General features: G+C 33.1%; 25 protein-coding genes, 2 tRNA genes and 1 riboswitch. Of the genes, 14 read left to right on the plus strand and 13 right to left on the minus strand.

Translation table 11 applies throughout. The features are described from left to right. Positions 1-44: 44 nt before the first annotated feature. Together ltaA and JVV30_RS02705 are read right to left on the minus strand one after the other, a co-directional pair. Positions 45-1241 (minus strand): lipoteichoic acid biosynthesis MFS flippase LtaA, encoded by a 1197-nt coding sequence (gene ltaA, locus JVV30_RS02700; protein ID WP_053030004.1) that lies wholly within the window; start codon positions 1239-1241, stop codon positions 45-47. Next, the gene (locus JVV30_RS02705) at positions 1219-2394 is read right to left on the minus strand and encodes a diglucosyl diacylglycerol synthase (protein WP_204193318.1); all 1176 of its coding nucleotides are present in this window, start codon (positions 2392-2394) and stop codon (positions 1219-1221) included. The genes ltaA and JVV30_RS02705 overlap by 23 nt, the downstream gene beginning before the upstream one ends. A gap of 391 nt (positions 2395-2785) precedes the next feature. On the opposite strand from JVV30_RS02705, the gene JVV30_RS02710 reads away from it, so the two are divergent. The 7 genes from JVV30_RS02710 (at position 2786) to JVV30_RS02740 (ending at position 12433) form a co-directional block, all read left to right on the plus strand. Then, positions 2786-4270, plus strand: coding sequence for a UDP-N-acetylmuramoyl-L-alanyl-D-glutamate--L-lysine ligase (locus JVV30_RS02710; RefSeq protein WP_070855078.1), 1485 nt, complete (start codon positions 2786-2788; stop codon positions 4268-4270). Next, on the plus strand, positions 4260-4511 hold the full coding sequence (locus JVV30_RS02715) for a YueH family protein (RefSeq protein ID WP_070855077.1): 252 nt from the start codon (positions 4260-4262) through the stop codon (positions 4509-4511). The genes JVV30_RS02710 and JVV30_RS02715 overlap by 11 nt, the downstream gene beginning before the upstream one ends. Before the next feature lie 3 nt (positions 4512-4514). Next, complete coding sequence (locus JVV30_RS02720) at positions 4515-6077, plus strand: peptide chain release factor 3 (protein WP_070855076.1); 1563 nt, start codon at positions 4515-4517, stop codon at positions 6075-6077. Positions 6078-6205: 128 nt separating this feature from the next. Continuing rightward, positions 6206-6312: riboswitch (yybP-ykoY riboswitch) on the plus strand. Between the two features lie 70 nt (positions 6313-6382). Further along, positions 6383-7177: a TerC family protein gene (locus JVV30_RS02725; protein ID WP_053029667.1), complete on the plus strand. Its 795-nt coding sequence runs from the start codon at positions 6383-6385 to the stop codon at positions 7175-7177. A 258-nt stretch (positions 7178-7435) separates the two neighbouring features. Then, the gene (locus JVV30_RS02730) at positions 7436-9352 is read left to right on the plus strand and encodes a S1C family serine protease (RefSeq protein WP_070855074.1); all 1917 of its coding nucleotides are present in this window, start codon (positions 7436-7438) and stop codon (positions 9350-9352) included. A gap of 18 nt (positions 9353-9370) precedes the next feature. Further along, a complete protein-coding gene (locus tag JVV30_RS02735; protein ID WP_053029665.1) occupies positions 9371-10729 on the plus strand; it encodes a TrkH family potassium uptake protein in 1359 nt (452 codons plus the stop codon). 192 nt (positions 10730-10921) lie between these two features. Further along, the gene (locus JVV30_RS02740; RefSeq protein WP_070855072.1) at positions 10922-12433 is read left to right on the plus strand and encodes a bifunctional metallophosphatase/5'-nucleotidase; all 1512 of its coding nucleotides are present in this window, start codon (positions 10922-10924) and stop codon (positions 12431-12433) included. A gap of 83 nt (positions 12434-12516) precedes the next feature. Here the strand turns inward: JVV30_RS02740 and JVV30_RS02745 are convergent, their stop codons facing one another. Together JVV30_RS02745 and JVV30_RS02750 are read right to left on the minus strand one after the other, a co-directional pair. Continuing rightward, on the minus strand, positions 12517-13119 hold the full coding sequence (locus JVV30_RS02745; RefSeq protein WP_204193321.1) for a CPBP family glutamic-type intramembrane protease: 603 nt from the start codon (positions 13117-13119) through the stop codon (positions 12517-12519). 16 nt (positions 13120-13135) lie between these two features. Then, complete coding sequence (locus JVV30_RS02750) at positions 13136-13312, minus strand: YkvS family protein (protein WP_204193323.1); 177 nt, start codon at positions 13310-13312, stop codon at positions 13136-13138. Between the two features lie 200 nt (positions 13313-13512). Here JVV30_RS02750 and lplA point away from each other — a divergent pair, with 200 nt between their 5' ends. Next, complete coding sequence (gene lplA / locus JVV30_RS02755; protein ID WP_204193325.1) at positions 13513-14502, plus strand: lipoate--protein ligase; 990 nt, start codon at positions 13513-13515, stop codon at positions 14500-14502. Positions 14503-14676: 174 nt separating this feature from the next. On the opposite strand, the gene JVV30_RS02760 is transcribed toward lplA, so the two are convergent. The 4 genes from JVV30_RS02760 to JVV30_RS02775 form a co-directional block, all read right to left on the minus strand. Further along, positions 14677-15168, minus strand: a complete 492-nt coding sequence (locus tag JVV30_RS02760) for a hypothetical protein (RefSeq protein ID WP_070855071.1) — start codon at positions 15166-15168, stop codon at positions 14677-14679. A 158-nt stretch (positions 15169-15326) separates the two neighbouring features. After that, positions 15327-15415: transfer RNA gene (locus tag JVV30_RS02765), tRNA-Ser, on the minus strand. Positions 15416-15418: 3 nt separating this feature from the next. Next, positions 15419-15493: transfer RNA gene (locus tag JVV30_RS02770), tRNA-Asn, on the minus strand. A 152-nt stretch (positions 15494-15645) separates the two neighbouring features. Continuing rightward, positions 15646-16230, minus strand: coding sequence for a competence protein ComK (locus JVV30_RS02775; RefSeq protein WP_070855070.1), 585 nt, complete (start codon positions 16228-16230; stop codon positions 15646-15648). 213 nt (positions 16231-16443) lie between these two features. On the opposite strand from JVV30_RS02775, the gene JVV30_RS02780 reads away from it, so the two are divergent. Further along, entirely contained in the window at positions 16444-16662 is a 219-nt protein-coding gene (locus JVV30_RS02780) for an IDEAL domain-containing protein (protein WP_053029106.1), read from the plus strand. Between the two features lie 78 nt (positions 16663-16740). On the opposite strand, the gene JVV30_RS13180 is transcribed toward JVV30_RS02780, so the two are convergent. Together JVV30_RS13180 and JVV30_RS02785 are read right to left on the minus strand one after the other, a co-directional pair. Further along, on the minus strand, positions 16741-16842 hold the full coding sequence (locus JVV30_RS13180; RefSeq protein ID WP_231119772.1) for an SAR1012 family small protein: 102 nt from the start codon (positions 16840-16842) through the stop codon (positions 16741-16743). An 89-nt stretch (positions 16843-16931) separates the two neighbouring features. Then, complete coding sequence (locus JVV30_RS02785; RefSeq protein WP_053029107.1) at positions 16932-17156, minus strand: TM2 domain-containing protein; 225 nt, start codon at positions 17154-17156, stop codon at positions 16932-16934. 184 nt (positions 17157-17340) lie between these two features. Between JVV30_RS02785 and JVV30_RS02790 the strand changes: the two genes are divergently transcribed. Continuing rightward, positions 17341-17895: a GNAT family N-acetyltransferase gene (locus JVV30_RS02790; RefSeq protein WP_204193327.1), complete on the plus strand. Its 555-nt coding sequence runs from the start codon at positions 17341-17343 to the stop codon at positions 17893-17895. 105 nt (positions 17896-18000) lie between these two features. Here the strand turns inward: JVV30_RS02790 and JVV30_RS02795 are convergent, their stop codons facing one another. Then, the gene (locus JVV30_RS02795; protein ID WP_204193330.1) at positions 18001-18939 is read right to left on the minus strand and encodes a 1,4-dihydroxy-2-naphthoate polyprenyltransferase; all 939 of its coding nucleotides are present in this window, start codon (positions 18937-18939) and stop codon (positions 18001-18003) included. 179 nt (positions 18940-19118) lie between these two features. Here JVV30_RS02795 and JVV30_RS02800 point away from each other — a divergent pair, with 179 nt between their 5' ends. Genes JVV30_RS02800 through menB form a run of 4 tightly spaced genes read left to right on the plus strand, consistent with a single transcriptional unit; the run spans position 19119 to position 23750 of the window. Then, positions 19119-20489 carry an isochorismate synthase gene (locus JVV30_RS02800; protein WP_204193332.1) on the plus strand — a complete coding sequence of 457 codons (1371 nt, stop codon included), beginning with the start codon at positions 19119-19121 and terminating at the stop codon, positions 20487-20489. Beyond that, positions 20479-22149 (plus strand): 2-succinyl-5-enolpyruvyl-6-hydroxy-3-cyclohexene-1-carboxylic-acid synthase, encoded by a 1671-nt coding sequence (menD, locus tag JVV30_RS02805; protein WP_204193334.1) that lies wholly within the window; start codon positions 20479-20481, stop codon positions 22147-22149. The genes JVV30_RS02800 and menD overlap by 11 nt, the downstream gene beginning before the upstream one ends. After that, positions 22136-22939, plus strand: a complete 804-nt coding sequence (gene menH / locus JVV30_RS02810) for a 2-succinyl-6-hydroxy-2,4-cyclohexadiene-1-carboxylate synthase (RefSeq protein WP_070855066.1) — start codon at positions 22136-22138, stop codon at positions 22937-22939. The genes menD and menH overlap by 14 nt, the downstream gene beginning before the upstream one ends. After that, complete coding sequence (menB, locus tag JVV30_RS02815; RefSeq protein WP_053029113.1) at positions 22932-23750, plus strand: 1,4-dihydroxy-2-naphthoyl-CoA synthase; 819 nt, start codon at positions 22932-22934, stop codon at positions 23748-23750. The genes menH and menB overlap by 8 nt, the downstream gene beginning before the upstream one ends. 108 nt (positions 23751-23858) lie before the next feature. Here menB and JVV30_RS02820 read toward each other — a convergent pair whose 3' ends face one another. Beyond that, positions 23859-25019 carry an aminotransferase class I/II-fold pyridoxal phosphate-dependent enzyme gene (locus tag JVV30_RS02820; protein ID WP_070855065.1) on the minus strand — a complete coding sequence of 387 codons (1161 nt, stop codon included), beginning with the start codon at positions 25017-25019 and terminating at the stop codon, positions 23859-23861. 124 nt (positions 25020-25143) lie between these two features. After that, positions 25144-26151 (minus strand): acyltransferase family protein, encoded by a 1008-nt coding sequence (locus tag JVV30_RS02825; RefSeq protein ID WP_053029115.1) that lies wholly within the window; start codon positions 26149-26151, stop codon positions 25144-25146. Between the last annotated feature and the right edge of the window lie 202 nt (positions 26152-26353).

The following is a 26353-nucleotide window of genomic DNA, read 5'->3' on the forward strand; positions in this document are numbered from 1 at the left end:
ATGTACATTGTTTGCACGTTAACTAGATTTTTTAGTGTTTTATATTATATACGATTTACTTTGCCTCGGCGCTTAATAAAATAAATGCCGTAGAAAATAGCCAATATTAAAAAGATCGCGGCAGAAAAGTAAAATGTATTACTTAGCCCGTTAGAAAATTGAGCGATTAAACCACCAAATAAAGGACCAATCATAGAGCCAAAGCCTTGTACGCTGTTAAAGACGCCCCAAGTTTCCTCTTGTTCAGCGGGGTCAATTTGTCCTGCCATAAATGTATTCCATGCTGGTAATAATATGCCATACATTAATCCTATAAATATTGCTACGATCCATACGACAACAATATTGGTTACTAGTGATAAACCGAAGATAAATGCTGTAAATAGTAAAAAGCCTACAAAAATAACGGCATACATAAATCCTTTACTATTTTTATCGATAATCTTAGATAAGAATAGCATTGAAATCGCACAACCTGCGCCACCGATAGCAATGGCAACGGTATACTCAATTGTACTAACACCAACTACCTTTGTCGCATATGTTGGTAGTATAGGTAACAACGCTGAGATAGATGCACCTTGTAACAAAATGCCCGGGAATAATACCAAATGGCGTTTCATAACGTTGACAATTTGTCCTAATTGTTCACTCACAGGTTTCGTATTATAATTTGTTAATTTAACGTCAACAAAATAATACAACACCCATGCAATAACTACGACGAGTGACATCATGAATGCAAATCGAGTTGGATGTATTTTAACTAATACATTCATAAACGCCCAACCAACAAGTAAACCTAACAACCAAGAAAAGTAGACATAACCCATTTGTTTACCACGCTGTGCTTCTTCTACACTTGATAACATGATGACCCATATAGGGCTAACTGCAATACCTAGCATGATTGCACTAATAATGATTACTATAGGGTTAGCTGGAAACCAAATGACTAAGAATAAACTCATAAAAGCTAATAAAAATCCTAGGGTTAATACTAGCTTAGTACCAAATTTTTTTAAGAGAAATCCAATGACAAAATTTGTTGCTGCATCGGATATAAAGTGAATTGATAATGCCGCTGATGTTACTGCTACTGCAATCGAAGTAACGGTTGGTAAGTAATTAACGTAACTTAATACATACATACCTCTTGCAAATTCCATTAAGAATAAAATAACGAGCATTATCTTAAAGTTGTTACTAATTCCTTTACTACTTAACGAAGAATTTGGCATACAAAGGTACCTTTCCGTAAATTTCCTGTTGTTGTGATGAACTGTCCAGGATATTTAGTAAATCGGTACATAATCTATAGGTTGAATGATCAACTTTTTCTTCAGTCATTTTATTAGTCATAGTTTGTAATCGTTCTTCATGATTAGTTAAGTCAGAAACAATTTCGATAGCTTCCTCAGGTGTGTTTGCAATTTTTCCGTATGATTTATCTTGGAAATACAATGCGTTTTCAAGTTCTTGACCTGGTGCAGGATTTAAAAATATCATTGGTAAACTACGTGTTAAACCTTCAGAAATTGTAATCCCACCTGGTTTTGTAATCATAATTTGACTTGAAGCCATCCATTCATTCATATGTTTGGTATAACCTAGAATGAGTACGTTATCATATGACTTAAATTGTGCTTCTAAAGTACGTTTTAGTGCTTTACTACGTCCGCAAATCATCACGATTTGTGATTGAGGACTCTTCTTCAGGATACTATCAATCATATAGTCAAATCCTTTAGAAACGCCAAATGCGCCTGCAGACATTAAAATAGTTGGTTTATCAGGATTTAAATGATGCTTTTGTAACCAAACTACTTTATCGATATCAGATTCGAACTTATCAGAAATTGGTATGCCAGTTACTTTGATATCAGAAGCTGGAATACCTGCATTGATAAAATCACGCTTAGTATCTTCAGTAGCGACATAATATCGATGAGAATTAGGCGTTATCCAGTTTTTTTGCAAACGATAATCTGTCATAACCGTTGCAATTGGAATGTTCATGTTAAATTGCTTAGTCAACACTGACATTACTGGTGTAGGGAACGTCAATAAGATTAAGTCTGGCTTTTCTTTAAGCAGCAAATTGATCAATTTATTTAATCCATAATATTTATAAAAACATTTATCTAACTCATCAGGGCGACTATAATAAAAGTTCTTATACATATTTCTAAAATATTTAAAGCTATTGATATACCATTTTTTGCAAATAGAAGTTAAAATTGGATGTGCTTCCATAAACAAGTCATGCTCAATAACTGATAGGTGAGACAAGTTCATTTCGTTAAGTTGATCAACAACACTTTGAGTCACCTGTAAATGTCCGTTTCCAAATGAGCCGGTAATAATCAATATCTTTTTATTTTGAGTAACCATTAATAGTCACCCTCCATTAATTTAAATTTAAAATACACATTAACGTATTTAATGCGAACTGTAATAGCATTAAATACGGATACTCAGTTATCGTATTATATTTATACCCTTTATTAACAGTATAAATTTCATTTATAGTGCATTATAGCATACTAACGAAGTTAACATCATCTTTATATCACTATCCTAGCACTAATATATTTAAATGTATTGAATTGTAGTGATATATATAGGAAATTTTAAAATAATTAACGCTTAATTAATAATTTCTTCACTTTATTGATTCATATATTGAGTGTGAGGTTAAAACTAATATTTTAATGATTATAAATTTATCAACAACTTCAAAACGTGTATAATAAACTTATTGTAAAAAAAGGAGCGATACATTTTGAATGCGAATGAGTTGTTCGAAAAAATACGAGTAAAACAAGTAATAGGTACTTTAGATATAAATGTTACAGATATCACTACAGATTCACGTACCGCAAGTGAAGGAAGTATATTCGTCGCATCAAAAGGTTACACGGTTGATAGCCATAGATTTTGTCAGAATGTTGTAGACCAAGGCGCAAAAGTCATTGTAGTTAATCAACAACAAGACATTAGCGGGAACGTAACGCAAGTTATTGTACCAGATACATTAAGAGTTGCTAGCTTATTAGCGCATACACTATATGACTATCCGAGCCATCAATTAACGACAATTGGTGTAACAGGGACAAATGGTAAAACTTCAATTGCTACGATGATCCATCTCATTTATAGAGGATTAGGCAAAGGTAGTGCATATTTAGGAACGAATGGTTTCCAAATCAACGAATATAAAACTAAAGGTGCAAACACGACACCAGAAACGGTCTCTTTGACTAAAAAGATTAAACAAGCTGTCGATGAAGATGCGGAAGTTATGACTATGGAAGTATCTAGCCACGGCTTATCATTAGGAAGATTAAGAGGCGTTGAATTTGATGTAGCGGTATTCTCTAATTTGACACAAGATCATTTAGATTTCCATGGCACAATGGAAGCTTACGGTCACGCTAAGTCATTATTATTTAGTCAATTAGGAGAAGATTTATCGAAAGAGAAGTATGCCATTGTCAATAATGATGACGCATTCTCTGAGTACTTGATGTCAGTGACACCATATGAAATTTTTACGTATGGTATAGATCACGATGCGCAATTTATGGCTACCAATATTCAAGAATCTTTACAAGGTGTTCAGTTTGATTTTGTTACACCTATTGGTACTTATAATGTTAAAACCCCATATGTAGGTAAATTTAATATTTCAAATATCATGGCTGCCATGATTGCTGTTTGGAGTAAGGGTACGTCAATGGAAGATATTGTTAAGGTGGTTGAAACTTTAGAGCCAGTTGAAGGTCGTTTAGAAGTGCTTGATCCATCGTTACCGATAGATTTAATTATTGACTATGCACATACAGCGGATGGAATGAATAAATTAATAGATGCTGTGAAACCTTTCGTAAAACAGAAATTAATCTTTTTAATTGGTATGGCTGGAGAACGTGACTTAACTAAGACACCTGAAATGGGTGCAGTAGCATGTAGGGCAGATTATGTTATATTCACACCAGATAATCCAGCTAATGACGATCCTAAAATGTTGACAGCTGAACTCGCTAAAGGTGCTACACATGATCATTACATTGAATTTGAGGACAGAGCTGAAGGTATTAGACACGCCATTGATGTGGCCGAACCAGGAGATACAGTCGTATTAGCTTCTAAAGGAAGAGAACCATATCAAATCATGCCTGGACATGTTAAGGTACCTCATAGAGATGATTTAATTGGACTGGAAGCAGCATACAAGAAATTTGGCGGTGGCTCTGGTGAACATTAAACAATTAACTATTAATGGTGAAATTGTTAATGCATATCTATGTATTATTGAAGCAACAGAGCAAATCATGATAGCTATACCTGATGTATTTTGGTCAATAGAACTAGATGTACATATGGATAGTGACGACATTAAAGAAGAATTGATAATGCAACTATTTGCATTTGTAGATGAAGAAGCAGCGATACATATTGCTTCAAATTTAACAAAATGGATTGCGAATGATTTTAAAGGAGATTAATAGATGAGTTTAAAAGAAGAAGTTGAATCAAGAAAGACGTTCGCCATCATCTCTCACCCAGATGCTGGTAAAACGACATTGACTGAAAAGTTATTATATTTTAGTGGTGCTATAAGAGAAGCGGGTACAGTTAAAGGTAAAAAAACAGGGAAATTTGCAACAAGTGACTGGATGAAAGTCGAACAAGAACGTGGTATCTCAGTAACAAGTTCAGTTATGCAATTTGATTATGATGACTACAAAATTAATATTCTAGATACACCAGGACACGAAGACTTCTCAGAAGATACTTACCGAACATTAATGGCAGTGGATAGTGCGGTAATGGTTATTGACTGTGCCAAAGGTATTGAACCGCAAACCTTGAAATTATTTAAAGTATGTAAAATGAGAGGTATTCCGATTTTTACATTTATTAATAAATTAGACCGTGTAGGTAAAGAGCCATTTGAATTATTAGATGAGATTGAAGAAACATTAAACATCGATACGTACCCTATGAATTGGCCAATTGGTATGGGGCAAAATTTCTTTGGTATTATTGACCGTGATTCAAAGTCTATCGAACCTTTTAGAGATGAAGAAAATGTCTTACACTTAAATGATGATTATGAATTACAAGAATCACATCCCATTAGTAATGACAGTGCATTTGCGCAAGCGATTGAAGAATTCATGCTCGTAGAAGAAGCGGGTGAAGACTTTGACAATGATGCGCTATTGAATGGTGAACTGACACCGGTGTTCTTTGGTTCTGCTTTAGCTAACTTTGGTGTACAAAACTTCTTGAATGCCTACGTTGATCATGCACCTATGCCGAATGCACGTCAAACAAATGAAGAAGTTGAAGTAAGTCCTTTCGATGATGAATTTTCTGGATTTATCTTCAAAATACAAGCCAATATGGATCCTAAACATCGTGACAGAATTGCATTTATGCGTGTCGTAAGTGGCGCATTTGAACGTGGTATGGACGTAACTTTACAACGTACGAATAAAAAACAAAAAATCACACGTTCAACATCATTTATGGCTGACGATAAAGAAACAGTGAATCATGCCGTAGCCGGAGATATCATTGGTTTATATGACACAGGTAACTATCAAATTGGAGACACATTAGTTGGTGGTAAACAAAAATATAGTTTCCAAGACTTACCACAATTTACTCCTGAAATATTTATGAAAGTTTCAGCTAAAAACGTAATGAAACAAAAACATTTCCATAAAGGGATTGAACAACTTGTTCAAGAAGGTGCAATCCAATACTATAAAACGCTTCATACGAACCAGATTATTTTAGGTGCCGTAGGACAACTACAATTTGAAGTATTTGAACACCGTATGAAAAATGAATATAATGTTGATGTTGTAATGGAACCTGTCGGTAGAAAAATTGCGCGTTGGATTGAAAATGAAGATGATATTCAAGACAAAATGAACACATCTCGCTCAATATTAGTAAAAGATAGATATGATAATTTTGTCTTCTTATTCGAAAATGAATTTGCAACACGATGGTTCGAAGAAAAATTCCCAGAAATTAAATTGTATAGTCTTTTATAAGCATACGATTGAAAAAGAAGGGTATTAACAACAAGCTCATCTCTTTAAATTTTACAATTTATTGAACGCAAATGGTTTATTTATATGGCGTATGGTGTATAATACACTTAACAAATGAATACCTATGACAATTTGTCAGAGGGGAGTAACTTGAGAATCATCATTACATTTGATGATTAGCACTTTATCGTCATTACGAAGTATGGACTTCCGGTAAAGTGGGCAATTATTTGCTAAGTGAGACCTTTGCTATTATTTAGCATAGGTCTCTTTATTTGTATTCAAACAAAAAGGAGCTGTCCACTATGGATCCGAGTTTAATTTTACCCTACTTGTGGGTAATTCTCGTTCTTGTATTTTTAGAAGGGCTATTAGCAGCTGATAATGCTGTTGTTATGGCCGTTATGGTTAAACATTTACCACCTGAACAACGTAAAAGAGCTTTATTTTATGGTTTACTAGGTGCATTTGTATTTCGTTTTCTTGCCTTATTCTTAATTAGTATTATTGCTAATTTCTGGTTTATTCAAGCACTGGGTGCCGCATATTTAATTTTCATGTCTATAAGAAATCTGTGGCAATTTTTCCATAAAAAACACGAAGATCAACCTGAAGGTGATGATCATCATTTCGACGATGATGGTGTTGAAAAGAAAGTCGGACCAATGCAATTCTGGGGTACTGTGTTAAAAGTTGAATTTGCAGATATCGCTTTTGCTATTGATTCTATGTTAGCTGCCATGGCTATTGCTGTTACATTACCTACAGTTGGCATTCATTTTGGTGGCATGGACTTAGGTCAATTCTCAGTTATGTTTATTGGTGGCATGATCGGTGTTATTTTAATGCGTTTTGCTGCTACATGGTTTGTTGACCTATTAAACAAATACCCTGGCTTAGAAGGTGCTGCCTTTGCAATTGTAGGATGGGTAGGTATTAAATTAGTTGTCATTGTACTTGCGCATGAAGACATCGGTATTTTACCTGAACACTTCCCTCATAGTACATTATGGCAAGCTATTTTCTGGACAGTTATGATTCTATTAGTTGTTATCGGTTGGTTAACATCAGTACGTAGTAACAAAAAGAAAACTAAATAATTTGGCTTAAACGCTTCATTCGAGTCTTTTAAATTTGATGAGAACCATTAAATTTAAAAGGCTTTTTTATTTTTTATAGAATGATATATATAAATGGTAAGAAAAATTCAGATTTGAACCTTCAATTCATTGCCAATTGGCAATAATGATATTAAACTTTAATTAATGTATAAATAAATTAAACAAAACCACAACCATATAAACATAATGCAACGTTACCATAATAGATTGTGAGTGAATCGATAGGAGTGGACACCTTTGGATAATGATAAAAAACACGTAATACCACGTGAACAATATCGTCGAAAACGACACGAGTATTTTCATAACGAAGAGCGTGAAGAACGATTAGCACGTGAGAAAGCACAGCGTGAAAGACTTGCACAAAAAGAGCAAGAACAGGCAAAAGTTAATGAAGAACGTGTTAAAGATAACATGCGAAAAGCAAGAATTGAGAAATTGACGCAAGAAGAAATTCAGCAACAGCAACATTTAGCCAAATTACGTTCTGAAAATGAATCTGAATATGCGGCAGACGAAAAAGAACATCATTTAACATTGCCTGAGGAGCAACAACTTAAAAATGAGGACAAAGATAATAAACCGATAGCATCAAAATCTAAAGTTGAAACAGGTAATAAGACTAATGAAGATGAAAATGAGCTATCTTCAAATCAAAGTGGTATAGAACCTAAATATAGTAGATTAGAAAAGAATAAAGGCAAAACTCAGCATGCGAGCGTTAGTAAACAAGATGCGCATCAACGTGATGATATTAGCACATACAAAGGAGAAAAAGGTACCTCAGAAGCTAATACTACGTTTGATTTAGAAACGCATGATAGTGAAATGATAGAATCACAAGATTTAAAGACGAATGAGCATCATGCTTCAAAACAGGTATCCACATCTCATCAAGATCATAAAGATGATGAAGGTGCGGCGCATGGTAATACAACACGTCATAATTCAAATCCAACGAATCATGAAGAAGCAAGTGAGCATGAACACGATAAGTCTAATCATAATGATATGATGGACAAAGTAAAATCATTCTTAACATTACATTGGCTTAAAATTGTTATCGTAGTTGCAATTATATTAATTATCATATTAATTAGTGCAATTATTTCAACAATTAACCAAAATAGTAGTATTGAACAAAGTAGTCATCAAAATACAAAATATACAACAACAATGAAAAATGCAGATACCGCTGTAAAATCAGTGGTAACAGTTGAGAACGACACACCTAAGAATCCAACAACACAAACAACTGATAAAACAAATATAAATACAAATTCAAATAACGAAGTTGGTTCAGGTGTCGTCTACAAAGCTGTAGGCGATACCTTTTTTATTTTAACGAATACACATATAGTCGGTAATAACGATAAGGTTAACATTACATATGATGATAATAAGGCAGCTACAGCTACAGTAGTTGGCAAAGATATGTGGTCAGATATTGCAGTGCTTAAAGCAACGATCAATAACAAAAATGTTCAACCTATTAAAATCGGTCGTTCAAATCAATTGAAGTTAGGTGAAAGCATCTTAGTTGTGGGTAATCCGTTAGGCAATGATTTTAAAAACACAGTAACAAAAGGTATTGTTTCTGGATTAAACAGAGCAGTACCGGTCGATTTCGATAAAGATAATAAAAATGATGAACTGATTAATACGTTTCAAATAGATGCTTCGGTAAATCCTGGTAATTCAGGAGGTGCTGTCGTTAATCAAGATGGGGAACTCGTAGGTGTAGTATCACTGAAAATAAACATGCCGAATATTGAAGGTATGGGATTTGCTATTCCAATAGATGATGCACGTGCAATTGCTTCAGAACTAGAGAAAAAAGGTGAAATTCAATATCCTAATACTGGTATTGGCATTAAAAATGTTTCAGAGTTATTACCATATGAAAGAGCATTATTTAAAGTCCCTGAAGATGTTCAAAGCGGAATTGTAGTAGAAAAATTGAAAGATGATGGATTAGGTAAAAAATCAGGTTTAAAAATTGGTGATGTAGTTGTAGAATTAGATAGTAAATCAATTCAAAATAATTTACAGTATAGACAAACTATTTTTAGCCATAGACAAGATTTAAAAACATTGTCGGCTAAAATTTATAGAGAAGGTAAGTCTCAAGAGATAAAAATAAAATTGAAATAACGTTGAGGTGACAAATGCGTGTCTATTTTTAGTAAGTTACTTAAAAAATCTAGTCCTCAACAGGGGATAGTTTTATATTATTTGATAGCCATAGTTGTCGCTTTCTTATTACTAAATCTCCCTTTTGTGCACAAACAAGGTGTAGATGTTAGTCCAATTGATACACTGTTCGTAGCTGTATCAGGGATTAGTGTAACTGGACTGTCTCCCGTTAACATTGTAGATACATACTCAACATTTGGCCAAATTATTATACTAATCATCTTAAATATAGGCGGTATTGGTGTCATGGCGATTGGTACAGTGTTGTGGGTTGTATTAGGCAAACATATAGGTATCCGTGAACGCCAATTGATCATGTTAGACAATAATAAGGATACTATGAGTGGAACTGTAAAGTTAATTTTAGAGATCATTAAAACAATCTTAACTATTGAGTTTATTGGTGCATTGCTATTAGCATTTTACTTCTATAGAGATAATCCTGATTTGAAAAATGCGCTCATGCAAGGATTATTTGTTTCAGTATCCGCTACTACAAACGGTGGATTAGACATTACAGGTCAATCCTTAATCCCGTATGCTAAAGATTATTTTGTACAAACGATAGTTATGTTTCTCATTGTATTAGGTTCAATAGGGTTTCCTGTATTATTGGAAATTAGAGCCTATGTTAGAAACAGAGTTAGTCATTTTAGATTTTCATTATTTACCAAAATCACAACTTGTACATATTTATTTCTATTTATCTTTGGTGTCTTAGCTATTTTAGCTTTAGAACATCATCATGCTTTCAAAGGTTTAAGTTGGCATCAATCACTATTTTACGCACTATTTCAATCAGCAACAACACGTAGTGCAGGATTACAAACAATTGATGTTACAAACTTTAGTGATGCAACGAACGTTATCATGAGTATTTTAATGTTTATAGGCTCATCGCCAAGTTCAGTTGGTGGTGGTATACGTACAACAACATTCGCGATACTCATTCTCTTTGTCATTAACTTTAATAATAATACTGAAAAGACAGCGATAAAAGTCTTCAATAGAGAAATACATGTGGTTGATATTCAACGTTCATTTGCAGTTTTTACGATGGCATCAATTTTAACATTTGTAAGTATGGTTATTATTCTTGCAACAGAAAAGACTAATTTATCATTTCTACAAGTATTTTTTGAAGTCATGTCAGCATTTGGAACATGTGGTTTATCTTTAGGTGTGACAGATGATATTAGCGGTCTTACGAAAGTAATACTGATGATCTTAATGTTCATTGGTCGTGTTGGTTTAATATCATTTATTATTATGATAGCTGGACGTAAAGAACCTGATAAATACCATTATCCTAAAGAACGTGTACAAATTGGCTAAGTTTAAGATATTAAGTTGAATAGTTAAATCATTTAAAACGTTATGGTATTAATTTGAATAAGACATATATCTATAGCAAGCTGGGATAGAACGAATTCAAGATAATTTGTTCTGTCCCAGTTTTTGGTTAGAAATAAATAGCACCCGTAGTTTAATAAATGTTAAACTATCTTTAAATAAGGGGTGTGTAAATTGGAGAAAAATGAACATATAAATATAGATATCTTAGCAACTTCAGATATGCATAGTCATTTTATGAACGGAGACTTTGGTTCAAATATCTATCGTGCAGGAACTTACGTTAAAAATGTGAGAGATAATAATGATAAAGTCATTTTATTAGATAGTGGAGGCAGTATTGCTGGCTCGATGGCTGCGCATTATTATGCAGTTGTGGCGCCATACAAACGTCATCCAATGATTAAATTGATGAATGCGATGCAGTATGATGCTAGCGGTGTAAGCCCAGACGATTTCAAATTTGGTTTATCATTTCTAACAAAAGCTGTTTCACTATCTCGATTTCAATGGTTATCTGCAAATATAGAGTTTGCGCTCACAAAAGAGCCATACTTCTCAACGCCTTATATCATCAAAGAGTATGATAATGTTAGACTCGCGATTGTTGGCTTAACTGCTGATGGGCTCATGAAAAATGAATTTGCTGAAATGGAGAAAGCTGTCAGTATTGAAAAAGCTTTACTATCTGCAAAACGATGGATTAGATATATTCATGAAAGTGAACATCCTGACTTTTTAATCGTGATATATCATGGAGGCCTCTATAAAATCAATCAAACCAATACTAGACATAGTAAAGGGTCGCATGAAGCGGAAAAAATTATGAAAGAAATTGGTGTCATCGATTTGATGATCACTGCACACCAACACCAAACCATTATTGGAAATGACTTTGAAACTGTATATGTTCAAGCAGGACAGAATGCACAAGAGTTGGTACACGTGAAGATTAAATTTAAAAAACGCACTAATTCTTTTGAAAAAGAAGACATTCAATCTACTGTAATCAATTTAAGTGAATATCCAGAAGATCAAGCATTACTCGAAACAACGTATTATGATCGAAAAGCACTAGAACATTGGTCTAAGGAAATCGTTTCTAATAATAAAGTTAATTTAGACGTTAATGGATTAGAAGATTTGTTAAGTAAACCACACCCATTTACCCAATTATTACATGACAGTCTACATTTGGCTTTTGACAATGAAATTACGTGTGCTAATGTGCCTAAAAATGGTGAAAAGGGATTAAAAGGTATTGTTACGAATGAAGATGTATATAACGCTTATCCACATCCAGATAAAGCAATAGATATCACTTTAAAGGGTCATCAAATTAAAAAGATGATTGAATATACGTACTCTTATATTCAATTTGAACACAAACAATTAAGTATGACAATTATTGATGAAACACGATGTACGATGTGGCAAGGATTCGATTATATCGTGGATATGTCTGCACCACGCTTTAACAGGGTGACATTAAAGGGTCTTGAATTAGATAAACACTATAGAGTAACGATGACAGATTATTGCTATAGAAATTACCGTCAATATTTAGAGTCTGAATCAACATTGCATTCTACATGTGATCAACCAATGAGCACACTTATAGCTACAAGACTCAATCAATCTGATTTCAATCTAAATGTTGATGCTAACTTTATAGTTAAATATTAAATCAGCTCTATATAATAAAACGTTGCTGAAACGCAAATGACTACAAAAAAACTTTTCTTAGCTCAAACACTAAGAAAAGTTTTTTATCCATGAAATATTAATAATAATATAATTGCAACAATTTGTCCTAAAGATGTTGTTACGATGCGACGTGTATATTGATAACTCAATGATAAAAGAAGTTGAGCTACGAAAATAAACGCCACGATCCACCATTTGTCTAAATAGATAAATAATGAACTAGAACATAATGCAGTTATTAATATGATTAACCAAGTAGGTAATTTAAAACGCGTTAATTCTTTTTGTAAAATCGTTCTCATATATAACTCATGACAAGGTATAACAAAAATTAATGTTACTAACATTTGCCATTTGAAATAAACACCTGTTCTTGATAATTCTTTAATGAGTTCTGCATAAGTAATTTGTGGAGATAGCAATGAAAAGATTAATTGTATAATAACCAATATAATACCCGTAACAATACCAACGCCAATAGAAGTTAATAAGCGTTTAGATTCGATGTCTCGTTGGTAAAATACATAACTAATACCTGCAATTAACATAATACCGGTATATAAATACCAATATTCTTGATGTTCTCCCCACATTACAAATAAAATCAAATGGAATACAATGAAACTTGCTATAAACCAAATTAAAGCTTTTGATATATTTTTCATTTTAATGTATACCTTCTTATTCAACGATAGTATATCGTTTATGATTAATAACCGTTTTCTCAGGTAAGTCTAATTCATTGAATTTATCCATAATTGTTAAGTCTACAATAACTGAATTGTCATTAATTTTCTCAACACGGCCTCTTAAACCGTCATAAAATTCTACGATATTTCCTACTTCTGCAACAGTCATACCGAGTCCTCCTAAAATCATAGCTAGACTATATTGTACTAAAAATTACCATAATAATAAACAAATATATGCTAAAATTGGCAAATAATATTTTAATTATGAAAATAATGTCAAATTTGAGTAAATGATTGGCAAAATAAATAAATATAAGGCATAACTTAATTAAGGGCATATACGAGTGAGACAAAGGAGAGATAAAGATGAAATTTGTAAGTAATAATAATATTACAGATCCTACAATGAATCTTGCTATGGAAGAATATGTGTTAAAACACTTACCTTCAGACGACAGTTACTTTTTATTTTATGTAAATGGTCCGTCAATTATTGTTGGAAAAAATCAAAACACTATAGAAGAAGTAAATAAACAGTATGTGGATGAGCATAATATTCATGTTGTGCGTCGTATTTCAGGTGGAGGTGCTGTATATCACGATCAAGGTAATTTAAACTTTAGTTTTATTACAGACGATGATGGTAATAGCTTCCATAATTTCAAAAAATTTACAGAGCCAATTGTACAAGCACTTCAATCAATGGGCGTAGATGCAGAAATGACGGGACGTAATGATATTCAAGTTGGACAAGCTAAAATTTCAGGAAATGCGATGGTTAAAGTTAAAGACAGAATGTTTAGTCATGGCACATTAATGTTAAATAGTGACTTGGGAGAAGTACAAAACGCATTAAAAGTTAACCCTAAAAAAATTCAATCTAAGGGTGTTAAGTCGGTACGTAAGCGTGTCGCAAATATTGATGAATTCTTAGAAGAATCAATCTCTATTGATGACTTTAAACAAATCATCTTGAAAACAATCTTTGGTGAACATGAAGTCGAAGAATATAAATTAACTGATGAAGATTGGAAGAATATTGAAGGGTTAAGTAACGAGAAATATCGCACATGGGAATGGAATTATGGTCGAAATCCTAAATACAATTTTGAACGCGATGAAAAATTTGAAAAAGGATTTGTACAAATTAAGTTTGATGTGAAAAAAGGTAAAATTGAACATGCTAGAATCTTCGGTGACTTCTTTGGTGAAGGCGATGTTACAGAGTTAGAAGAAGCACTTATAGGCGTCTTACATGACTATAATCATATTAAAGAAGCGATGGAAGAATTTGATTTCTATCATTATTTCGGCGCTATTGAAAAAGAAGATATCTTAAAATTAATGTCTTATTAAAATGGTATAAATACTAAGTCGAAAAGCACAAAGATATAAATGTACTGAACCACTAAAGTTAAAATTAACTTGGTAGGTTAGACGTTTAAATATCTTTGTGCTTTTTATGTTATAAATTTGTATTATAAAATGGGAGGACATTTTACTACATTAATAGTACCTATTTTATTTTTATTATTCATTAGGCCCCGCTTGAGTAGGTTCTTGCAATCCATAAGGAGAGTTTTTACTTAATTCTCGCATTCTTTCTATTTCTTCATCAGTGGGATTGTTAAAATCTATACCTTCATTTAATGCTTGCTCTCTTGCACTATTTACAGGTTGCTGAAATTGTTGGCTATTTTGAAAATTTTCGGATTGATTGTTTTGTTGTGTATTAACTTCATGCTGATTGCTTTGGACATTATGTTGTTGAGTTTGAAATTGCTCTTGAGTATTTGCTTGTTGAGTTTGTGATTGTTCTTGGCTGTATTGCTTCTCTTCATTTGAAGCTGCTTCTTTCTTTTGATCTTTTGATTTCTCTTTCTTTTTAATAGGCTCATTTGACTTTTTACTAGAACTTGATTCTGTTTTTTTATTAGCATCATCTTTATTTGATGAATCGTTGTTGCCACATGCACCTAATATTAATAAACTACTAAATAATAAAACAAAAACCTTTTTCATTATGAAACTCCTTTATTGATAAAAATGTAGCAATTTATAAATTTAACAAGTATAATGAGCAATTTTTTCATTAATCCAATTTTTGTAGAACCTTAATTTTGATGAAGATCACTTAAAAAATAGAAAAAACCCTCCGATTTACGGAGGGTTTTAAATGACGGAAACGGAGGGATTCGAACCCTCGCGCCGCTCTCGCGACCTACACCCTTAGCAGGGGCGCCTCTTCAGCCAACTTGAGTACGTTTCCATATGGCTCCGCAGGTAGGATTCGAACCTACGACCGATCGGTTAACAGCCGATAGCTCTACCACTGAGCTACTGCGGATTAATATGTATTTATATAATGTATCTCTATGAGCACAAATATTATTATATCAATAAACTTAAAATTTGCAAGGGATTATATTCAAAAAATATACGGAACATTTACACTATATTAATATAAAAGTTCCGTATGATTTAAAATTAAACGTGAAACTAGTTATCTTGCAATAGTGAATAATGTGAAAGTGCTTCGAAAATATTTAAAGTTGTTTTTTCATAATCAATTGGCATTTCTGGATTGTTTGATTTCATACGTGATTGTTTATCAACCATGTAATAATAGAATATGCAGTTAGAGTATTGGTGCCAAATGCTATGATAGGATACATTCAGTGTTAACGTTTGGTGATTTGCGAAGATGATTTTACATTTTCGATTTTTAAGAGGTTTGATTTCATGAACATAATGCATATTGATCCACATGTTTTCTTCTAAACGGTATGAATGGGTTGGGAAAAAGTACGTAGGGAATAGAGGGGTCAATAAGATAGGCGGTTTGCTAGTAATACCAGCAATACGTTGCGTTTCGGATTTTTTACTAATATAACTGTTTCCATAAAACTTACATGATCGCTCGACAATCTTTTGTGTTTTAAATGGACTCGTTACAATTGAGGAATCATACTTTAATATTTCTGATCCTTTCGTTTGCTCATAGGCATCAATAACTGGTTTGATGACCATGTCGCCTTTCCGAATAATATATACGGTATTTTGAGTTTGAGAAATTTTTGTCATCTCTTAACCTCCTTAAAATAAAGTTATTATTAAGCGCTAAAAATACAACGATTAATAATATAAATTTATTATATAAAATTTTTATATGTCGTCAAGATATTCATTACATATAAAATTACACATATTTTTTGTGAAAAGTCAGAATATTCGATTGATTTAAAAAATAAAAACTTGTATACTATCCTTATACATAAAAGAAAGGCAGTGATTGCAATGAATTACAACACGAATGTCAAACATACGACGTTAGAAGACTTTGTTACTACAGTTAATGATTTAGGCGTAGAGATGGTCATTGAAGAGGCCCTTCGTCAAGGAAGAAAAAAGCAACTATTAAAGTTGATTGATGAGGCACTTATTAATAAGAATGAAGAAGCATTTATCAATTATACGAACGAATATAAAAATCTGGAGGCATTTCTCAATGAGTAAATTAGGATCCTGTCACTCATCATTATAAAAGGTCTATTCACTACTTAATTATAGTTAGCGAATAGACCTTTTTTATTTCTATTTTTGTCCACCGTTTGATTTACCCTCAATTTTATTACGAATCCACTTTACTAAGTAGCCTGTTATCACGATTCGAATGACACGTTTAATGATATTCATATTAACTTGCTCCTTTTTTAAATTGTTTATTTGAGTTTACCCGTTCTACACATAATTAAAGATATTATCTATAATTATTTATTAAAAAGTTATGGATGTCGCTTATTTGGTATATAAATATAGCCATATTGATCTGCTTTAGTTGTGAAGATGACAATAATCCCATGAATAATAGAAACAATAGTAGGAATTGTAGTCCAGAAGAAAACTAAATGAAAGACGCCTTGCCATACTTTATCTGCATAAAATTTATGAATACCGACACCGCCTAAAAACAAAGAACATAATACATATAATGTTTTATTAACTCTCATAATAATGATGCCTCCTTAAATTTATATTTTAAGCATTTCAAAAATTAAATCAAATAATACTCAGATATTAGATAATGTATTTATAATCAAAATTTCAATGCTTCAATTTATTGCAATTAATTTATTATTATTTGTAAATTTTATATAATATAGTTAATACACTAATCGAAAGGGGAATTAACTAATGATACGAAAAGCACGTCCGAGCGATAGTAAGTCAATTGCAGAATTATGTTACATTATTTGGAAAGATATGGAACTTGATATTGTGCAAGAAATTTCCAAAGAAAGAGTCATTCAAGCTATTGAAGAGAGTATCGTTAATATTAATTATAGAACGAATTATAATAATATCTGGGTATATGAGCAAGACGACGAAGTGGCAGGTTGTATCATTGCCTATGAGGGCTCTAAAGAATTAGAGTTAGAAGCATCATGGAATGAATTACCATTAGAGGATGACATAAAAGCACTTGGAACGCCATTGCCATTGAAAGAATCGAAGGATGATGAATGGTATATTGAAGCTGTTGCTACTTTTTCAAAGTTTAGAGGACAAGGTATTGCAACGAAACTGTTTAATTATTTAATAGCAACGTATCCAGATACAAAGTGGAGTTTAAGTTGCGACTATGATAATCCGAGAGCTAAGAAATTGTATGAACGATTGGGCTTTAAATGGACTGAAGATGTGGAATTATATGGTCATCAATATTTACACATGGTTTATTCATCATAAAGTAAAAAAATAGAACGGAGGAGACAGAAATTAGAAATCATTTCAAAGTCTCGTCCTCCGTCCTATTTTACTTGTATCAACATTTAAAATGTCACAAGTGATGTATTATATACCACCTAATAAAGCACTGATGTATATGCCTAATGCGTATAATACACCGAAGATTGTATTTGTTTTTCCAGTTGCAGCCATTGCAGGCATCATACTTGCAGGTGTGTCATTCTTCTTGAAGCGACGGATCGCTTTGACTGGCATAGGAAATGATAGCAATACAAGTAAATAAAATAGTGAACCGCCATCTACAAATAGCGCAGTATAAATAACGAACACATATGCAACGATATACATAATTGCCATAAATGTAATTGAAGCGTTCTTACCTAATAGGATTGGTAATGTTTTACGCCCACTCGCTTGGTCTTTAACGCTATCGCGAATATTATTAGCCATGTTAATTAAGCCAATTGTAATAACAATCGGAAAACTAATCCAAACTACAAAGCCATTAACATTGCCAGTTTGAATAAAGAACGCTAATAAAATAATAATCATGCCCATAAACAATCCAGAAAATAGTTCACCGAATGGGGTCCAAGAAATAGGGATTGGGCCACCAGTATATAAATAACCAATTGCCATACAAACGATGCCTACTGGAATAATCCAAAATGAACTATTAGCTGCTAAAATGATACCGAGAAATGCAGCGATGATATAAAAAGCAATTGCTAGATTCATGACAAGTTTTGGACTCATACCGTTTCTTACGATAGCACCACCGATACCAACGGAAGTGTGATCGTCTAAACCTTTTTTAAAGTCATAATACTCGTTAAACATGTTCGTTGCAGCTTGAATAAGTAAACAAGCAATTAACATTGCAAGAAATAACATGAATTTAATGTGATCTTGACTACCTAATAAAAAAAGTTTAGCAGTTGCCGTACCAACTAATACAGGTACAACAGCAGCAGTTAAAGTATGAGGTCGCATCAAATGCCAATATTTTCTAACAGTAGAATATTGTTGATATTGATTTGTCATAATTTGATCTACCTCTTATAGTATATAGTTTTAACATATGTATTTTAAAGGAATCATATATAAAGGTCAATTGTCGTGAAATATTTCCCTAGAAGATTAAGCAATTATGCCACTATAAATAATTAAAAATGATACAATATTGTAATGAGAAAAAATAGATAATGAAAGAAGTGAAATGAATGGCTGCGAATATAAAGGAAGATGACATTATTGAGTCAATATATGAAAGTAACAAAAGCTGGGTATCTGTTGAAGTGAAAATTGATAGATCACTTGCGCCTGACGAGTTGTTCAATTTAACAGAAGCACAAGCAGGGGATCGCTTTTATTTTCGCTTAAATGATAATGCGTCTTCGTTTTTCGGCTATCATGCTGTTCAAAGGTTCAAAAATAACTTTGATAACAAGCAATCGATCTTTCGTGAGTGGGAAAAATTTAAAAAAGATGTTGAATTAGTTCACCCAGATATAGAAAAGCATCATTTAAAAGTCATTGGAGGATTTCAATTCTCTAGCCATAAGTCTGATGATGAGTGGCGAGAATTTGGCATCAATCATTTTGTAGTGCCTCAAGTACTCATTTCGAATATTAATCAGACTACTTACCTGACTTATACAGTGGAAAGAGCCAATTTTGATATTGAAGCATTCAAAGAGGTAGTCGCTTTCTTTGAAGAGGCGCACATTGGACAAGATGATCAAGATGAAACATTAGGAAATATCTTACGAATGGAAGATATTTACGTTGATGAGTGGAAAGAACTGGTTAGAGATGCGATTGCTCAGCTTGATGAAACTAAAAAAATTGTGCTTGCTAGACGTCGTATGATCAAATTTGATAAGCCAATTAGTATACCTTACGTGCTTAATCGCGCACTACAAAATGAAAAAAATAGCTATTTATTTATTTTAGAGTCCAACCAATCTGTATTCTTTTCACAAACACCAGAACAACTTCTTAAGGTAGAAGAAGATGGTGTTTTATCTACGAAAGCAGTAGCTGGTACGATTAAACGATCTAACGACACTGAAGAAGATGAAAAAAATATACAAGCATTTTTAAAGGATAAAAAGAATTTAGGTGAACATGATTTTGTAGTTAGAAGTATTCTAGATGATATCACACCTTACGTTGATCATATTGAATATAATCATACACCGAATATTTTAAAAAATGACCATTTATATCATTTATATACGCAAATACAAGGTCAGTTAAAAAACAATGCATTTATTGGGTTAATAGACGACATGCATCCTACACCAGCGTTAGGTGGCTATCCTAAAGATGAAGCACTCAAATTTATTGAAGAAAATGAGTTTGGAACGCGTGGTTTATATGGTGCACCGGTTGGCTACATTGACATGAATGATGATTGTGAGTTTATTGTAGCCATACGCTCTATGTTAATGAAACAAAATCAAACGACGTTATTTGCAGGATGCGGAATTGTAAAAGATTCTGATCCAGATAGCGAATTAGCTGAAACAGCGGTTAAATTTTCACCAATGATGAATGCTTTAGGAGTAGTGGATAAGAATGAATCATAACGAAGCATTAACTAAACAAGTATATACCTTTGCATCTGAGTTATATGCCTATGGTGTACGTGAAGTAGTCATTAGTCCCGGCTCAAGATCTACACCACTAGCAATTGCGTTTGAGGCACATCCTAACATTAAGACTTGGGTACACCCAGACGAACGTAGTGCGGCATTTTTTGCTTTAGGTTTAATAAAAGGGAGCGAACGACCTGTAGCGATTTTATGTACTTCAGGTACTGCAGCAGCGAATTATACGCCAGCAATTGCAGAGAGCCAAATCAGTCGTATACCTTTAATCGTGTTAACAAGTGATCGTCCTCATGAATTAAGAAGTGTAGGCGCACCTCAAGCGATTAATCAAGTGAATATGTTTGCAAATTATGTTAATTTTCAGTTTGATATGCCTGTCGCTGATGGTACTGAATACATGCTAGATGCCATTTATTACCAAATGCAGATTGCAAGCCAATATTTATATGGTCCTCATAGAGGTCCAATTCACTTTAACTTACCATTTAGAGAGCCATTAACGCCTAATCTTGAAAGACAAGAATGGTTGACGTCTTATACTAAAAAGTTACCGCATTATCAAAAAAATATTAACGTTCAAGATATCAGTCATATTTTAAAAGAGAAAAAAGGATTGATTATTGTCGGTGACATGCAACATCAAGCTGTTGATCAAATTCTTACATATGCAACGGTGCACGATTTACCTATACTTGCTGACCCATTGAGTCAGTTACGTAAGTATAATCATCCTAATGTGATAACGACGTATGACTTATATTTTCGTGCAGGGCTTGATTTAGATGTTGATTTTGTTATTAGAGTTGGGAAACCAGTTATCTCTAAAAAGTTAAATCAATGGCTTAAACATACGAATGCCTATCAAATACTTGTTCAAAATAATGACAAGATAGATGTTTTTCCAACACCACCAAGTGTGTCTTATGAAATATCTGCAAATGATTTCTTTAGAAACCTTATTGAAGAATCAGCAGTTGAACGTAACGATTGGATAGAAATGTGGCGAACACTTGAATCTCAAGCGAGACATCATATCGATAAGCATATGTCACATGCGACAGATGAAGCGGCATTTGTAAAAACAGTCATTGATAAACTGACTAAAGAAGATGCTATTTTTGTAAGTAATAGTATGCCAGTTCGTGACGTAGATAATTTACTTTACAATAGTGAAGTTGAAGTATACGCAAATCGTGGCGCAAATGGTATTGATGGTGTTGTGTCTACAGCTATTGGCATGGCTGTACATAAGAAAATAACGTTATTGATAGGTGACTTAGCCTTTTATCATGATATGAATGGTCTTTTAATGGCAAAAATTAACAACATTCATTTAAATATTATATTGCTAAACAATGATGGTGGTGGTATATTCTCATATCTTCCACAGAAGGCGTCTGCAGAAGCTTATTTTGAAAGATTGTTTGGCACACCAACTGGACTATATTTTGAATATACAGCGCTACTTTATGATTTTTCATTCAAACGCTTTAATTCGGTAACGGATTTCACTCAAGAAAAGCTGTCACACATGCATTCACATATTTATGAGTTGGTAACGAATAGAGATGACAATATGTCGCAACATCAAATTCTATATAAGAAATTGAGTGGTATTCTGAATGTTACATTATAACTTTTATCAGTCAAAACGAGAGACAAATCAATTATTAGTACTTCTACATGGCTTTATAAGTGATAGTCGTACGTTTGATGCGCACGTGGATCCATTGTTACAAGAGGTTAATGTGTTAACCGTTGATTTACCAGGCCATGGTCAAGATCAATCCTCAATGAATGTAACATGGGATTTTCCATTTCTTGCGAAGCAATTGGATGAATTATTAGACATGTATGAATCTTATAAAGTCACGTTATTGGGCTATTCAATGGGTGGTAGGGTAGCACTCTACTATGCACTGTATGGTAAACACACAATTAACAAATTGATTCTTGAAAGTAGTTCACCAGGAATTAAAGAAGAAAATAATCGTTATGAGCGACAACAAATAGATGCTGCTAGAGCGAAAGTATTAGAAATAGCTGGATTAGAAGTCTTTGTAAATGATTGGGAAAAATTACCGCTATTCTATACACAACAGCATTTGGATAAAGCGCAAAAGATAGCTATGCGTGATATGCGTATGGCTCAAGACCCTTATAAATTGGCAAAGGCATTACGTGATTACGGTACAGGGCATATGCCTAACCTATGGGATCAAATCAGTCGAATTCAAATACCGTGCTTTATATTAACAGGTGAATTAGACCAAAAATTTGTGAAGACTGGACAAGCTATGAACAAAGATATGCGCTATAGCCAAGTCCATACCTTTTCCAATGTAGGTCATACAATTCATGTGGAAGATAAAGCGGAATTTGATACAATAGTATTAGGTTTTTTAAAGGAGGAGCAAAATGACTAGACAGTGGGAAACACTTAGAGAATATGATGAAATAAAATACGAATTTTATGAAGGTATTGCAAAAGTAACGATTAATCGTCCAGAAGTGAGAAATGCTTTTACACCTAAAACGGTTGCTGAGATGATTGATGCTTTCAGTCGTGCGCGTGATGATCAAAATATTTCTGTAATCATCTTAACTGGCGAAGGTGACAAAGCCTTTTGTTCAGGCGGTGACCAAAAGAAACGTGGGCATGGTGGCTATGTAGGTGAAGACCAAATTCCTCGTTTAAATGTATTAGATTTACAACGTTTAATCCGTGTCATTCCTAAACCAGTAATCGCAATGGTTAGAGGTTATGCCATCGGTGGTGGTAACGTATTAAATGTAGTATGTGACTTAACAATCGCTGCTGACAATGCTATTTTCGGACAAACAGGTCCTAAAGTAGGTTCATTTGATGCTGGTTATGGTTCTGGCTACTTAGCAAGAATCGTTGGCCATAAAAAAGCGCGTGAAATTTGGTACTTATGTCGCCAATACAATGCACAAGAAGCTTTAGACATGGGCTTAGTTAATACAGTTGTACCATTAGACCAAGTTGAAGATGAAACGGTTAAATGGTGTAAAGACATTATGAAACATTCTCCAACAGCTTTACGTTTCTTAAAAGCTGCTATGAATGCTGATACGGATGGCTTAGCTGGCTTACAACAAATGGCTGGAGATGCTACATTACTTTACTATACTACGGATGAAGCGAAAGAAGGTCGTGACGCGTTTAAAGAAAAACGTGATCCAGACTTCGATCAATTCCCTAAATTCCCATAAACCGGTTAATGATAATACAAATATAAATATAAGTAAAGGACACTTGTATAGTGATAAATTGATAAACAATTTAATCGCTATTAACAAGTGTCCTTTTAAATTAAGGTATCAATTATAATATTTTTTTAAAAATAATTCTAATCGACGCATACCTTCTTTTAAGACATCCATATCGTAAGCATAAGAAATGCGGATATAACCTTTACCCATATCGGTAAAGGAAGACCCAGGCACCATTGCTACGTGGGCTTCTTCAAGCACTTTTACGCAAAAGTCAAAATCATTGGACGTAAACTGTCGAATACTTGGGAATATATAGAACGCACCTTCTGGTTGAGCATCAAGTTCAAAACCTAATTCTGTTAGTTTACTGACTAGATAGTCACGACGCTCGATATAGGCTTGGTTCATATATTGAGGTGCATCTAATCCTTCATTGAGTGCGGCAATGCAGGCAATTTGTGAAGGGACATTTGCACAAATGCAATTATAGGCATGCATAAATGTTAGCTTTTCAATTAAATATTCAGGCCCTAGTAAGAAGCCGATACGAATACCTGTAGCAGAATGAGATTTACTCAAACCACCAATAAGTAAAAGCTGATCGCGTATCTCTTCAAATTCTGCAAAGGAAACATGTTTACCTTTAAATGTATTTTCCGCATAAATTTCATCACTAATAATAAAAATTTCTTTATCTTTTAAATAATTTACAATGCTTTTAACTTCATTACGATCTAATATGACACCCGTAGGATTCGTAGGGTAATTCAACAAAATTGCTTTTGTCTTATCAGAGTAGTGTTGAGCAATTAATTCAGGCGTGATTTTAAATTCTGTCTTTGTTGTATCTATATATATAGGGTGACCACCTAAAGTCTCTACTAATGGAATATAGCCAGCGTAAATAGGCCCCGGAATTAATATTTCGTCACCAGGTTCGATAATACTACGTAATGAAGTATCAAGTGCTTCACTTGCACCATTCGTAACAATAATTTCTTCTTCACTATAATAGAAACCGTATTTATTGTTGAAATAGTTACGGATTGCCTGACGTGTTTCAGGTAATCCTTTATTATGTGAGTAACTCGTTTTATCTTCTTGTATTGCAGTGATATAGGCCGCTTTCACCACATCTGGCATAGGAAAGTCGGGTTGACCAATCGTTAAATTGACGCAATCATCAATATCCTTCATACGATTAGAGAACTGACGAATACTTGGTGCCCTTAAAAATTTAGCATTTGAATTTAAAGTTAATTTCATTTTTACACCTCAAAAAACCAAATTATAGTAACCGTACATGTTACTATAAATTTTTAGAATAATCTTATAATAACATATTTTAGCTACCATAATTTGGTAAGTATTGTTTTATATGATTTTGTCATTATCCTTTAAATGAAGAAGGTTTCTTCAAATTGATTAAAGGATTTGTCCATTTACAAACAAAATTCGTTGATAGTAAATAAACAATCACGATTGAGATTATAAATAAATAGCCATAAGTAAGAACGGATGTTTGAGATTTAAATGGATATATTTCATAACCTCTAACGATGCCTATAACTAGTCCATGAAGTAAATAGATATACATTGTACGATTACCAATATAAGTATAAAAACGTTTAGTCGTACTCATTAAATTAAGAAACGAGAACATAGTTACAAATATGATGAAGTAAAGTAATAAACGTTTTAAGGGACTATATACATCTTCGTTATTATTTTCGAGAGAAGTGTATGGACTGCTACCTAAGAGCCAATCTGAATTGATTGGATGGATGTAATAAACGATGAAAAATATGATAAGTACAATAATTGAAAATACGTTTATTTTTTTATTACGCAATAGTTGCGTATGTGAACGTGTTGTTAAATAGCCAACATAGAATATTGGGAAAAATACAATTGTTCTAGAAATACTCATATAACCATCGATATCGTCAGAAAAACCAGCAAGTATTGAAATGATTAATGCGATAGGTAACACATAATATGCTTTGTATCGACGTACAATGACAAGTATGACGTGAAAACTAAATAATGTAAGTAAAAACCATAAAGCAAATACTGGATTAAATGGATCCATTTGTATTGCGTCACTTTTACCAGTTAAAAAATAATAAACTGAGAAAAAGGCATAAAATATCGCATATGGTGCAAGTAACTTTTTAGCTACATTCTCTAAATAATGTGGTTTATCCAAATGTTTGGCAAAGTATCCAGAGATAAATAAAAATGATGGCATATGGAAACTATAAATCAGTAAATATAATGCAGATAACGATTTACTTTCAGAAGTATAGGGTTGAATCATATGACCGAACACGACTAAAAAGATGAGGATGGCTCGAGCGTTATCGAAAAAGTAATCTCTTTTTGTATCAATGGACATACGATTGTCTCCTTTTTTATTAATAACTGTATCTAATTTAGTATATTTTGACACTTCAATGCAACAATTTAGAAAAAATGTTGAGAGTGGGACAGAATTCTTTTAAATTCGTCGTAACCCCAACTTGCTTAGCTTGTAAAATCACTTTCGTGATTTTTTGTGTTGGGGCCCCGACTCCCATCTTGCTTTGCTTGTAGAATTT

Origin of the sequence: Staphylococcus sp. GDY8P47P, from assembly GCF_016892225.1 — a bacterium.
GTDB classification, from domain to species: Bacteria; Bacillota; Bacilli; order Staphylococcales; family Staphylococcaceae; genus Staphylococcus; species Staphylococcus borealis.

Coding starts and splice junctions, on each gene's coding strand:
- menH (WP_070855066.1), top strand. CDS start 22,136: ATGTTACATTATAACTTTTATCAGTCAAAACGAGAGACAAATCAATTA.
- JVV30_RS02725 (WP_053029667.1), top strand. CDS start 6,383: ATGGATCCGAGTTTAATTTTACCCTACTTGTGGGTAATTCTCGTTCTT.
- JVV30_RS02750 (WP_204193323.1), bottom strand. CDS start 13,312: ATGACTGTTGCAGAAGTAGGAAATATCGTAGAATTTTATGACGGTTTA.
- JVV30_RS02800 (WP_204193332.1), top strand. CDS start 19,119: ATGGCTGCGAATATAAAGGAAGATGACATTATTGAGTCAATATATGAA.
- lplA (WP_204193325.1), top strand. CDS start 13,513: ATGAAATTTGTAAGTAATAATAATATTACAGATCCTACAATGAATCTT.
- menB (WP_053029113.1), top strand. CDS start 22,932: ATGACTAGACAGTGGGAAACACTTAGAGAATATGATGAAATAAAATAC.
- ltaA (WP_053030004.1), bottom strand. CDS start 1,241: ATGCCAAATTCTTCGTTAAGTAGTAAAGGAATTAGTAACAACTTTAAG.
- JVV30_RS02795 (WP_204193330.1), bottom strand. CDS start 18,939: ATGACAAATCAATATCAACAATATTCTACTGTTAGAAAATATTGGCAT.
- JVV30_RS02785 (WP_053029107.1), bottom strand. CDS start 17,156: ATGAGAGTTAATAAAACATTATATGTATTATGTTCTTTGTTTTTAGGC.
- JVV30_RS02705 (WP_204193318.1), bottom strand. CDS start 2,394: ATGGTTACTCAAAATAAAAAGATATTGATTATTACCGGCTCATTTGGA.
- JVV30_RS02820 (WP_070855065.1), bottom strand. CDS start 25,019: ATGAAATTAACTTTAAATTCAAATGCTAAATTTTTAAGGGCACCAAGT.
- JVV30_RS02775 (WP_070855070.1), bottom strand. CDS start 16,230: ATGACAAAAATTTCTCAAACTCAAAATACCGTATATATTATTCGGAAA.
- menD (WP_204193334.1), top strand. CDS start 20,479: ATGAATCATAACGAAGCATTAACTAAACAAGTATATACCTTTGCATCT.
- JVV30_RS13180 (WP_231119772.1), bottom strand. CDS start 16,842: ATGAATATCATTAAACGTGTCATTCGAATCGTGATAACAGGCTACTTA.
- JVV30_RS02745 (WP_204193321.1), bottom strand. CDS start 13,119: ATGAAAAATATATCAAAAGCTTTAATTTGGTTTATAGCAAGTTTCATT.
- JVV30_RS02790 (WP_204193327.1), top strand. CDS start 17,341: ATGATACGAAAAGCACGTCCGAGCGATAGTAAGTCAATTGCAGAATTA.
- JVV30_RS02825 (WP_053029115.1), bottom strand. CDS start 26,151: ATGTCCATTGATACAAAAAGAGATTACTTTTTCGATAACGCTCGAGCC.
- JVV30_RS02780 (WP_053029106.1), top strand. CDS start 16,444: ATGAATTACAACACGAATGTCAAACATACGACGTTAGAAGACTTTGTT.
- JVV30_RS02720 (WP_070855076.1), top strand. CDS start 4,515: ATGAGTTTAAAAGAAGAAGTTGAATCAAGAAAGACGTTCGCCATCATC.
- JVV30_RS02760 (WP_070855071.1), bottom strand. CDS start 15,168: ATGAAAAAGGTTTTTGTTTTATTATTTAGTAGTTTATTAATATTAGGT.